This is a genomic window from Candidatus Eisenbacteria bacterium (genome assembly GCA_016867495.1).
In the GTDB taxonomy this organism is placed as follows: Bacteria; Eisenbacteria; RBG-16-71-46; order CAIMUX01; family VGJL01; genus VGJL01.
Map to the genome: position 1 here is coordinate 1 of VGJL01000077.1, position 11795 is coordinate 11795.

Here is an 11795-nt window from a genome sequence, read left to right on the forward strand (position 1 = left end):
TGCCTCGATCGTTTCGCAGACGGCGCCGTCCAGGAGTAGATCGATCCGCATGAAGTCCCCGCATCCGGATGCCGACCAGGCGATCGTGCGCTCGCTCCCCTCTTGCCAGAACTCGCCTCCGGCGGGAGATGTCAGCCCGATCGCGCATGGAGAGGCCGCGATCTGGAACTCGGACGGGGAAAGGGCGGATGCGCCGCTCGCGAGGTCCGTGACGCGGACCCTGTAGCCGGCGCCGGCATCCGGGCAGCCGGCGACGGTCCAGTCGAATCTTCCTCCCGAGGCGTTCTCCGCGATCCTACGGCAAGGCAGGTCGTCGCGAAGCAGGTCGATGATGACGACGCCGTCTCTGCAGTCGCCCGCGGCGTTCCAGAGGATCGCTTGGAGGGAGCCCTCCGTCCACGTCTCGCCTCCGGCGGGCGCGACGATCTCGACGACGCAGGGGGCGGCGATGCTGAAGGGCTCGTCGCTTTCGTCGAAGGCGCCGCTCAGCGTCTCCGTCAGACGGATCGCATAGCCGTCGAACCGCCCGCCGCAGCCTCGCACGGTCCATTCGAATGCGCCGACGTTGGGCGCGGCGACGGCGAGGGTGTCGCAGGCCGCTCCGTCGCGAAGCAGCTCGATTCGAATCGCGCCGGGGCAGATCGTTCCCGTCCAGCGGATCGTGTCGACCTCACCCTCCGTCAGCGTCTCGCCGCCGTTCGGGGACTCGACCGCCAACGAGCAGAGGCTGAAGTGGAACGACGCGGAGGCGATCTCGCTCGGAATGTGCCCTTCCTTCCAGGCGCGCGCCTTGATGACCGCATCCGCGCTGATGGAGATCGGCTGCAGGTAGACAAGGGATGTCTCGGCCGGATCGGATCCATCCGCCGAGTAGCGGATTGTCGCGCCGTCGGTGGCGCACTCGATCGTGAGCCGGATCGGAGCGGTGTAGGTGCCCGATGCGGGTTCTATGGTCGGCGTCGCGCACCTCGGCGTGGGGGGGCGCGTCGGCTCCTCGTCGCCGCAGGCGATGAAGAGCAGCAGCAGGGCGAAGCCTGCCGCGATGATGGGCGCGCGGATCATGCTCTGGCCATCGCTCATCGGTCTGTCCCTTGTCCGACCCGAACGCTGGGACGATTCGCTCGCTCCTCAGATCGTGTCAAAGCCGTCCGGAAACTCGCTCGAGCCCCAAAGACTGGCAGAGCCTTGGAACTCGGTCCAGATCTTTCGTCCTTCATCGCTTGGGGATCGTCGTTGACTGATGTAGAATTCGCCGATGGGCAGTCGATTGCCGCATCCGAAGAGAGGTCGCTCTTCCCGGGAGGAGACGCGGAGGCAGAAGGGGCCGATGGCGGCTGCGCGCTGCGCGCCCGTCGATCCGTTGGTCCTCTATGAGGCCTCCGTCCAGGACATCAAGGAGGAACTGGACTTCGCGGAGCGGATCTACCGCGAGGCGAACCGCCGCCCGTTCCGCGCCCTCCGAGAGGACTTCTGCGGGACGGCCGCTCTCGCAGCCGCCTGGGTGCGGCGGGGCCCCGAGAACAGCGCGATCGGCATCGATCTGCACAGGAGAACTCTCGCGTGGGCGCATCGACACCATGTGGCTCCCCTCGGCCCAGCCGCCTCCCGCATCCGTTTGGTCTGCGACGACGTCCTTCGGGTTCCAGGACCCAAGGTCGATCTGGTCGCGGCCTTCAACTTCTCCTACTCGGTCTTCAAGAGCCGCGAGCTGCTGCGCCGTTACTTCCATGTGGCCCGCGGGGCGCTCACGCGCGGCGGCCTGCTGATCCTGGACGCCTTCGGCGGAACGGCCGCCACCGAGGTCGGAGAGGAGCGTCGCTGCATCGGTCCGCTGGCGCTTCCGGGAGGCCGTCTGGTTCCCCGCTTCACCTATGTATGGGAGCAGATCCGCTTCAATCCGGTGGATCATCGCTTGCTGTGCAACATGCATTTCGAGCTGCCGGGAGGGATCCGCATCAAGAGGGCCTTCGCCTATGATTGGCGCTACTGGACCCTCCCCGAGCTTCGCGAGATCATGCTGGAGGCGGGATTCAAGGAGATCAGGATCTATGTCGAGGGGTGGGATGAGAAGAAGAACAAGCCGACCGGGATCTACCGCAGGCGCTCCTCGATCGGGGAGATGGCGAGCTGGCTTGCCTATGTGGTCGGATTCGCGGGCTGAGGCCCTCCTCGGAAGGGAGAGGAAGCGCGCGGAGGCCATGAACCGAACGCTCCTCCTCGTCCTGCTGTCCTCGGCGCTCGTCATCGTCGCGCCGCAGCTCCATGCGCTTCCATCTCCGATCATCCTGGACGGTCTGGACTCCGACTGGGACGGCATCGCGCAGCTCCTCGCCGACCCGGCCGGCGACGGGGGAACGAGCGGGATCGATCTGCGCTCGCTCTCCGCCGCGGACGATGCGCGCTTTCTCTTCCTGCGGTTCGATGTCGGGACGGAGCTGCTCCTGAATGACGGCCACCGGCTCACCCTCTATCTCGACACGGACGCCAACTCCGCGACGGGACTCTCCGTAGGCGGTATCGGCGCCGAGTTGGAGTGGCGGTTCGGGGATCGCGAGGGGGTCTATCGATTCGGCGCTCAATCGACGAACATCTCGCAGTCCGACATCCGCTTCAGGGCGATGCCGACCGTCACGGGCTCGATCTTCGAGATCGCCATAGGCCGCGACGCGCGCCCCGACGGCTCCCACCTTCTCTTCGCGGGCTCGGCCGTGAGGATCCTGCTCTGGGACACGCAGGCGGGGGACCGCCTGCCCGACGCGGGCGGGATCGCGACCTACACGATGGATGGAGGGCCGCCGCCGGCCGAAACGAGCATCCCGCTCGGCCGGCAGGAAGCGGACGACCTCAGGATGATCACTTACAATGTGGAGACCGACGGCCCCTGGGACTCGCTGAGCGGGCCGCGATTCGGCAGACAGCTCGCGGCGATCGAGCCGCAACTCCTCCACTTCCAGGAGATCTACGACCATACGGCGCAGCAGACGGCCGACTTCGTCGAGACATGGCTCCCCTCCGGACCCGGCGAGGAGTGGTACGCCGCCGGGAACCAGGACTGCAAGACCGTGAGTCGCTTCCCGATCGAACAGACCTGGTCGCTCGATGGGAATCTGGCCGCGCTGATCGACACGCGGCCGCTGCTCGAGGCGAGGCTTCTGGTCGTGAACGCGCATCTTCCCTGCTGCTCGAACAACTCGAGCCGACAGGCGGAGATCGACCGGATTCTCTCATTCATCAAGGACGCGAAGAGCCCAGGCGGCACGGTCACCGTCGACTCCGGGACGCCGATCCTGATCGTGGGGGACCTCAACCTCGTGACGCTCCGGCAACACCTGCTCTCTCTTCTGACGGGGGATATCGTCAACGAGGGAGCCTACGGACCCGACTTCGCTCCCGACTGGGACGGAAGCGGTCTCGCCGATCTCATCTCACGCCAGACCGCGAAGAGAGTCGGCTACACATGGCGCAGGGACGGAAGTAGCTACTGGCCCGGCCATCTCGACTTCTTCATCTACACCGACAGCGTGCTCGGCCTCGGCAACCACTACCTCCTTTACACGCCCGAGATGCCGGCCGACACTCTGGCCCACTACGGCCTTCTCGCGAGCGATTCGGAGGTTTCCGATCACATCCTCTCCTGCGCGGACTTTCGGCCGGTCGGTCCCGCGGACACGGTCGACAACTGCGTCGCCCCGATCCGTCTCTGCATCGGACCCAATCCCGGCCGTCCGAGCAGGGCTCCCCTCGGCATCCGTGTGGGCCTCCAAGGCGGAGGGATGGCGCGTCTGGAGATTCTCGACGCCGCCGGCCGCAGCGTCGCCCATCCGATCGGCCGTGGCTGGATCTCTCTTGGCGCCGGATCGAAGCCGGTCTTCTGGAACGGGAAGGATGATGGCGGGCGCGATCTCCCCTCGGGACTCTACTTCGTCCGCGTCGGGACGCGCGATTCAGGAGGGAACCATGAGTCGACGGCGAAGTGGGCGATCCTTCGGTAGGATGGCCGACGGAGCGAGGATGGCAAGGGCGGCGGTGTTCGCCCTCTTCCTCTCATGCATGCCGCGCGTGGGCGCGAGCGCGCAGCCGTCGTTCGCCAGTGAGCCGCGCTGGACCGTCGACGTCGAGTCCGGAGCCGCGTTCAGCGGCTACAACGATGTCCGGATTCCGGGGGAGGGGGGCACGCGCCTCTCCCTGTCCGAGGAGCTTGCCGCCGACCCCGTTCCCTTCATGAGGATCGGCCTCACCGGGAAGATTCGCGACGCCTCGATCGCGCTATGGAGCGAGGGAGCGAAGGCGGAGAAGACGAACACCGGATTCGTGCCGCTGCTGAACTTCGGATTCCTGTGGTCGCTCTCCGAGCCCCTGCGGTTGATTCTGGAGGCGGATGCGCTTGCCGCGCCGCAGGGGCGCGCTGCGGACGTCCTGGCGGGGGTCGAGCGCGATCTGGGGAAGCGCCTGTCCCTGAGAGGGGGATATCGCTTGCTGGAGGGGGGAGCGGACAATGACGAGGTCTACACCTTCGCGCTCCTTCATCATGTGTCGATAGGCGCCGTGATCCGTCTCTGAGGGGTGAAACCGTGCGGACGAGAAGACTTGGATCCAGCGATCTTCACCTGACCGTGATCGGGCTCGGGGCCTGGGCGATCGGCGGCGGGGGGTGGGCATTCGGTTGGGGACCGCAGGACGACAAGGAATCGGTCGCCGCGATTCACCGCGCTCTCGACCTTGGGATCAACTGGATCGACACGGCCGCCGTTTATGGGCTGGGACACTCCGAGGAGGTCGTCGGGCGGGCTCTCGAGGGAGTGCGCAGGGACGTCATCCTCGCGACCAAGTGCGGCCTGGTGTGGGACGAGGGGAGCACGACGCCCTACGGAAGGCTGAAGGCCGCGAGCTTGCGACGCGAGCTGGAGGCGAGCCTGAGGCGCCTCAGGACCGACCATGTCGACCTCTACCAGATCCACTGGCCCGATCCGGACGCCGACATCGAGGAGGCGTGGAGCGCGATCGCCGCCTTCATCCGGGAAGGGAAGGTCCGCTGCGCCGGCGTCTCGAACTTCAGCGTCGCGCAGCTCGATCGGGTGCGGGCGTTCCATCCGGTCGCGAGCCTCCAGCCTCCCTATAGCATGCTCACCCGCCACGTCGAGAAGGAGATCCTCCCGTACTGCGCCGCGAACGAGATCGGCGTGGTGGCCTACAGCCCGATGCAGGCCGGATTGCTGACCGGCGCCATCACGAAGCAGCGTCTCGCCGCTCTTCCGGAGGACGATTGGCGGCGCAAGAGCCGGCAGTATCAGGAGCCGCTGCTCGGAGCGAATCTCCGTCTCGTCGACAAGCTCCGGCCGATCGCGGAGCGAGACGGCGGGACGCTCGGGCAACTCGCCATCGCCTGGACGCTCCGCAGGAGCGAGATCACGTCGGCGATCGTCGGAGCCCGCAGGCCCTCACAGATCGAGGAGACGGCGCGCGCCGCCGACCGGAGTCTCTCCGCGCAAGACATCGAGGAGATCGACGCCCTGATTCTCGAGCGGGACCAGAGCCTGGCCTGATGCCCGGACCGGGCTGAGTCCCTTACCGGCCAACGAGCCGGTTCGCGAATCCCTGCGGCGCAAGCCCGGCTCCGCAAATCCCTGCAGCGCCGGCGCGTATAGGTCGTATAATTGGGGGTTGCCGGCGGTCGAGCAGGCTCGTCCGTCTCGCCTTGAGCGTCGATCGGGTTTGTCTTCTTGAGAGTGAGGGAATCGGGATGAAGCCACTTCGCATCACCGCAATACTGACGGCGCTTGCCGTCGTCGTTCTCATCGCCTACCAGCTGGCCCCGCGCGAGCGCGAGCGGCCGGTCCCTCCGGGGCTCAAGGAGCTTGCCTTCCCCGAGGAGGAGGAGAAGAAGGACAAGAAGGAGGAGGGGCACGCATGGGAGGCGTTCGAGTGGTGGTACGGCACGCGCGCCTATCCCAACGACCTCATCCCGAAGTCGGCCTTCTATGAGGCCTACCGCTACGCCAAGGATGTCCTGGGCGTGAACAAGTCCGGAGCGAGGACCAGCTGGACCTCGATCGGTCCCGACAACGTGGGGGGCCGCGTCCTGGCCCTGGCGATCGACCCGGAGAACCCGAACGTGATCTGGGCGGGGGCGGCGAGCGGAGGCCTCTGGCGATCCGCCACAGCGGGAGAAGGATCCTCGGCCTGGACATGGATCGACACCGGCTACCCAACCCTCTCGATCAGCTCGATCGTGATCGATCCGAACGACCCGCAAGTGATGTACGTCGGCACCGGGGAGATCAGCCGCTACGTTCGTCCGCTCGTCGGGACGCCAGGCGCGCGCTCCAGCTACGGCATGGGAGTTCTCAAGAGCAACGACCGCGGGGCGACCTGGAACGAGACCGGGCTCACATGGACCTTCGACCAGAGCAGGGCCGTCCTTGCTCTCAAGATGGACCCTGTCGACGCGCAAGTCCTCTGGGCCGCGACGAGCGAAGGGCTCTACAAGACGATGGATGGAGGCGGAACCTGGAATCTGTCCAATCCGGTTCTCATGGCCATGGATGTCGTCATCGATCCGCTCGATCGGCAGCGCGTCTACGCGGCGCACGGGCAGCTCAACAGCGCGCCGAACCCCGGTCTCTACCGGACGACCGACGGGGGACAGACCTGGGCAAGGCTCGCCGGAGGGCTCCCGACCTCCGACTTCGGCAGGACATCGCTCGCCCTGCACCGCACCTCTCCTTCCCATGTCGTGATCTATGCCGGGATCTCCAACGGGTCGACCCGCCAGATCATCGGGTTGTTCCGCAGCACGAACGGCGGGGACACCTGGACGAACGTCAACAGCACGAACTATGTCGGGAGCCAGGGCTGGTACGACAACGTGGTCGCAACGTCGCCCGCCAGCTCGGACATCGTCTTCTGCGGAGGACTCGACTGGTACAGGAGCGCCAATGGCGGATCGACGCTCGGGCAGGTGTCCTACTGGTACAACGGCTACGGCGGAGTGATCACGCCGGGCGGCGATGAAGGGACGCCCGACTACGTCCATGCCGACCAGCACGCGATCGTCTTCGATCCTACGGATCCGGACATCGTCTACGCCGGCTCCGATGGAGGAGTCTTCAAGTCCCTCGACGGAGGATTGAACTGGTCGGGGAAGAACGGCGGGTTCGTGACCACACAGTTCTACACGGGGTTCGCCGGCGGATACACGACGACCGCGCTGGCGGTCGGCGGACTCCAGGACAACGGGACGCTCAAGTATCTCGGCACGCCGTCATGGTCGAAGATCTTCGGCGGCGATGGCGGCTGGTGCGCCATCGATCCGACGAACGAGAACATCATCTACGAGGAGTATGTCTATCTGAACATGTACAAGAGCCTCGACGGCGGCGACTCGTGGACCGAGGTCCATCCCTACTCCTCGACCGAGGCGAACTTCATCGCTCCCTTTGTGATCTGCGAGTCGAGCCCGAACATCCTCTACGCCGGGACGAAGGGAGTCAAGAAAACGATCAATGGGGGATCGAGCTGGTCGTATCCCGATGGGAACAGCAACTGGAACGGAACCCCGATCGCGATCATCGGCGTCTCCTACACGAGCCCCGACACCCTCTGCGCGGGGACGGGAAGCGGGAGCAGCCCGGCGACCTTCGAGATCCGCAGAAGCGTCAACGGCGGGCAGAGCTGGACCACGACGAGCGCCGGCCTGCCGAACCGGTATCCGACCCATCTCAGCTACGACCGCAGGGACAGCAGGATCGTCTGGCTCACCTTCTCGGGCTACGGCAATCCGCATGTCTATCGGTCGAGCAACGCGGGTCTCACCTGGGAGGATCGCAGCGGAAACCTCCCGGACATCCCGGTCCAGTGCGTGGAGGTCGACCCCGAGAACTCCGAGTGGATCTATGTCGGGACCGATCTGGGCGTCTTCCAATCGATGGACGGAGGGACGAGCTGGTTCGAGATGAACGATGGAATGCCGCCCGCCATGGTCCTCGACCTCGTGATCAAGCCCGAGGAGCGCCTGATGCGCGCTGCGACTTTCGGCAACGGCGTCTACGAGGCGGTTCTCCCCGCGACGGCCGGAGCGGCGGAGCTTGCCGAGATCAGCTCGCGGCGGGCCCACGCGGAGCCGAATCCATTCCGCGAGGGGACGATGATCCGCTTCTACGGAGGCGCCGATGGGGGGGCGGAGGTCGCCATCTATGATCAGATCGGAAGGCGCATCCGCGTGCTCTCTGTCTCATCCGAGGGAGCGGAAGTCGCCTCGGCCTCGTGGGATGGTAAGGACGACGCCGGCAGGCGCGCGCGTGGCGGCGTCTACTTCGCGCGCCTCTCGCGAGCCGGCGAGACGGAGTCGGTGAAGCTCACGCTGATCGAATAGGCCGCATCGGGCCTGGGTCCTCGGGTGCGCCTCCGCTCGGCTCTGGCGTCGCGCTGCGGCCCGCTTCGCTCGCTGATTCGCAGGGCGCGATCTGCGCGGGCCACCAGCGCTCCACCTGGGGCGTCCTGGGACCCCGACGGCTCCCTTCGCCCCGCTGCGACCGCGGTCACTCGATCCGGACGATCCGGAGCGTGACGGCGCCGTCCTCGGTCCGCACGGTCACCCAGTATCCGCCCGAAGGCGCCATGCGGCCGGTGGATGCCCGCCCGTCCCAGAACAGGTCCAGGCGTCCCGCCGGCGCGAAGCCGCTCCTGAGGAGCCTCACCTGTCTCCCCGTCGCGTCGTGGACCGCCGCGGACAGGAGGCTCGGCGCCGGAAGATCGACGGAGATCGTCGCCGTCCCGCGGAAAGGATTGGGGAAGCACAGCAAGCTGGGGCCGTCTTCGGGGGTCCAGGAGGGATCGAGGCCGCTCTGGATGCCGAGGCAATCGCTGAGGCCCATGAAGGCAAGGTAGTTCGACACCCAGCTCTGGTCCATCAGATCGGTGTCTTCAGGGCGGGCCGGCACGCCGCCGTCCTCGTCGGCGTCCTCGGCGCGAAGGAAGCTCGTGAGATCGATGTGAACGGCCAGGTGCTGCGGATCGCGCAGCGCGAGGCCTACGCTCCTGTGTCCCAGGGCGTACCAGCCGTTCCACGCGTTCGTGAAGTCGCCCGGATCGGAGGATGTGTCCATGAATCCCTTGTACCGAGGCAACCATGTGGCCGTGCTCTCAGGATGGGCGGCGAGATAGGAGTTGACGAAGCCCCACATGGTGGCGCCGCCGGACATCGCCCATGTCTGGTTCCCGAGGAGCGTGGGTTCGCCTTCGATCCACGGCTTCACCTTCGCCTCGGCCTCCTGAGCCGCGTAGGTCATCCACTGCGGGTTCCCTGTCTGCTGGCCGACGTAGTAGAGGTTTCCCAGCGCCCACGAGAGCACCGGCGGATTAACATAGTTGTAGAAGGAGCTGCCCGGACGGACGAGCGTATGGTGGGCGATGTAGGAAGCGCACGAGTCGCCGTAGGCCCTGAACCGTTGATCGAAGTAGGTCCTTCGGAACTTGAGCTCCGCCCGCGTCGCCCAACCGCAGTTGTACATTCTGTAGTACCCGTACTGCGGGGTCGATCCGTTCTCCTCGCTGTAGGCGGGGAAGCGCAGGCTGTATTCGAATGCATCGATCACGTTCTGGAAGTACTGATTGTCCCCCGTCAACTCGTAGTAGCGGCACCAGACCCAGATCGCCTCGGACGTGTTGTCGGTCTGGATGACGTTGAGCATGTGCTCCCCCTCGCGGATTCCTCCAGAGTCGACCCCGGTCGCGACCTGCATGCCCTTCAGGAACTGGGCGATCAGACCCAGCTCCTGGAGGTAGGTCGGAGTGGGGCTCGCCTGCTCCCGCAACTGGAGAGTGGCCGGGCCGTCGGGCGGCTCAGCGCCCGCGGGAATCTGGAGCCGCTGCATGTAGGCGTCGATCTCCTGTGGGCCCCAGTAGGGAGTCGCGGATGCCGCCGGCGCATGGAGAAGCGGGAAGATGAGCGCGGCGGCGAGCAGGATTGCGGGATAGGGGAGCGTCTTCATGGCTCTGGCACCTTCCTCTCGTGGGCCTCGGATCGCGCGGAGGGCCGGCGGGGAGCTTCGGGGCCGAGCGCCGAGATCGACCCGGCCCGCCCTCATGACGGCAACCCATTCTAGGTGGGGTCGACCGGAAGGTCAAGGTAGCGGCAAGAAGGGCGGCGAGAAGCATGATAGGCTTCGCTGGAGCCAGCGGGAGGTGGCCATGGCGGCGGAATCGAGTTTCCACATGACCCCCGACGAGTTCCGGCGTCACGGCCGCGAGGTCGTCGAGTGGATCGCCCGCTATCAGGAGCGGATCGAGGATTACCCCGTCCTCTCCCGGTCGAAACCGGGAGAGATCCGCGCAGCGCTGCCTCCTCACCCGCCCGAGACGGGGGAGCCCTTCGACAGGATCCTCGCCGATGTCGAGAGTCTGATCCTCCCGGGCATCACCCATTGGCAATCCCCCAGCTTCTTCGCCTACTTCCCGGCCAACGCGTCCGGCCCGGCGATCCTGGGGGAGCTTCTCTCCGCGGGACTGGGAGTGCAGGGGATGATCTGGGCGACAAGTCCCGCGTGCACGGAGCTCGAGACGCACGCGCTCGACTGGCTCGCGGAGATGCTCGGGCTCCCCGAGCGGTTCCGCTCGAGCGGCAGCGGCGGCGGGGTGATTCAGGACACCGCCTCCAGCGCCGCCCTGTGCGCGATCCTCGCCGCCCGCGAGCGCGCGACGGGACTCGAGACCAACGCGCGCGGGTGCGACGGGCGGCTCGTCGCCTACGCCTCCGCTCAGGCGCACTCCTCGATCGAGAAAGGGGTCAAGATCGCTGGGATCGGGAGCGACAACCTCCGTCTCATCCCCGTGGATGAACGCTTCGCGATGCGGGCCGACCTGCTCGCGCGGGGGATCGCGGAGGATCGAGCGGCGGGACGGAAGCCCTGCTTCGTCGTCGCGACGGTCGGCACCACATCCTCGAACGCGATCGACCCCGTCCCCGAGATTGCGGCGATCTGTCGCAGCGAGGGGATCTGGCTCCACGTCGATGGAGCGATGTCGGGGACGGCCGCGCTCTGTCCCGAGTTCCGCTGGATCCACGACGGCTTGGAACTGGCCGATAGCTACTGCGTCAACCCTCACAAGTGGATGTTCACGAACTTCGACTGCGACTGCTTCTACGTCGCCGACCGCAGGGCGCTGATCCAGGCGCTCAGCATCCTTCCGGAGTACCTCCGCAACAAGGCGACCGAGTCGGGCGCGGTGATCGACTACCGCGACTGGCAAGTCCCCTTGGGCAGGCGTTTCCGCGCTCTCAAGCTCTGGTTCGTCATACGCCACTACGGTCTCGAAGGGCTGCGCCATCACGTGCGGGAGCATGTCGGTCTCGCCCAGGAGTTCGCATCCTGGGTGAAGCGCGACGATCGCTTCGAAGTCGCCGTTCCTCCCCCGCTGAACCTCGTCTGCTTCCGGCACCGAGGAGGGGACCGGGTGAACGAGGAGATCATGAACCGGATCAACGAAGGGGGCCGACTCTACCTGACGCACACCCGCCTCGAGGGGCGGATGGTTCTCCGCTTCTGTGTCGGGCAGACGAGCACTCGCCGAAGGCATGTCGAGGAGGCATGGGCGTGGATCAGGGAGGCTGCCGAGGCGACCGGACCGTGAAAGGGAGCCGGCCTGCGCGAGCGGCCTCGAGCGGACGGCCTGCGAGACCTGGTCCTTGCGCTTTTCTGAACTTGAGTGTTGACATTGCTTCTAGCTGCGGGCACGCTAATCGGTCCGTGGCGCGGCCCGCGTGCCTCCATCCCAGGGGGTCGGCCCACCAGGCCATC

Annotated in this window: 8 protein-coding genes; 6 read left to right on the top strand and 2 right to left on the bottom strand. The window is 66.5% G+C overall.

Translation table 11 applies throughout. From position 1 onward, the window contains the following. Positions 1-1080 (bottom strand): hypothetical protein (locus FJY88_08350; GenBank protein MBM3287343.1); only part of this gene is annotated, 1080 nt, incomplete at its 3' end. A 175-nt stretch (positions 1081-1255) separates the two neighbouring features. On the opposite strand from FJY88_08350, the gene FJY88_08355 reads away from it, so the two are divergent. The 5 genes from FJY88_08355 (at position 1256) to FJY88_08375 (ending at position 8371) form a co-directional block, all read left to right on the top strand. Beyond that, a complete protein-coding gene (locus FJY88_08355) occupies positions 1256-2161 on the top strand; it encodes a class I SAM-dependent methyltransferase (protein MBM3287344.1) in 906 nt (301 codons plus the stop codon). A 37-nt stretch (positions 2162-2198) separates the two neighbouring features. Next, positions 2199-3992: a hypothetical protein gene (locus FJY88_08360; GenBank protein ID MBM3287345.1), complete on the top strand. Its 1794-nt coding sequence runs from the start codon at positions 2199-2201 to the stop codon at positions 3990-3992. Next, positions 3958-4560: a hypothetical protein gene (locus tag FJY88_08365; protein MBM3287346.1), complete on the top strand. Its 603-nt coding sequence runs from the start codon at positions 3958-3960 to the stop codon at positions 4558-4560. The genes FJY88_08360 and FJY88_08365 overlap by 35 nt, the downstream gene beginning before the upstream one ends. Before the next feature lie 11 nt (positions 4561-4571). Then, positions 4572-5543 (top strand): aldo/keto reductase, encoded by a 972-nt coding sequence (locus FJY88_08370; protein ID MBM3287347.1) that lies wholly within the window; start codon positions 4572-4574, stop codon positions 5541-5543. Positions 5544-5740: 197 nt separating this feature from the next. Continuing rightward, positions 5741-8371, top strand: a complete 2631-nt coding sequence (locus FJY88_08375; protein ID MBM3287348.1) for a hypothetical protein — start codon at positions 5741-5743, stop codon at positions 8369-8371. A gap of 166 nt (positions 8372-8537) precedes the next feature. Here FJY88_08375 and FJY88_08380 read toward each other — a convergent pair whose 3' ends face one another. Further along, the gene (locus FJY88_08380; GenBank protein MBM3287349.1) at positions 8538-10085 is read right to left on the bottom strand and encodes a hypothetical protein; all 1548 of its coding nucleotides are present in this window, start codon (positions 10083-10085) and stop codon (positions 8538-8540) included. 127 nt (positions 10086-10212) lie between these two features. Between FJY88_08380 and FJY88_08385 the strand changes: the two genes are divergently transcribed. Continuing rightward, positions 10213-11628, top strand: coding sequence for an aspartate aminotransferase family protein (locus tag FJY88_08385; protein MBM3287350.1), 1416 nt, complete (start codon positions 10213-10215; stop codon positions 11626-11628). Positions 11629-11795 lie beyond the last annotated feature (167 nt).

Excerpts from the sequence above, each read along its gene's own strand:
- FJY88_08355 (MBM3287344.1), top strand. The coding sequence starts at position 1,256 with ATGGGCAGTCGATTGCCGCATCCGAAGAGAGGTCGCTCTTCCCGGGAG.
- FJY88_08360 (MBM3287345.1), top strand. The coding sequence starts at position 2,199 with ATGAACCGAACGCTCCTCCTCGTCCTGCTGTCCTCGGCGCTCGTCATC.
- FJY88_08365 (MBM3287346.1), top strand. The coding sequence starts at position 3,958 with ATGAGTCGACGGCGAAGTGGGCGATCCTTCGGTAGGATGGCCGACGGA.
- FJY88_08375 (MBM3287348.1), top strand. The coding sequence starts at position 5,741 with ATGAAGCCACTTCGCATCACCGCAATACTGACGGCGCTTGCCGTCGTC.
- FJY88_08380 (MBM3287349.1), bottom strand. The coding sequence starts at position 10,085 with ATGAGGGCGGGCCGGGTCGATCTCGGCGCTCGGCCCCGAAGCTCCCCG.
- FJY88_08385 (MBM3287350.1), top strand. The coding sequence starts at position 10,213 with ATGACCCCCGACGAGTTCCGGCGTCACGGCCGCGAGGTCGTCGAGTGG.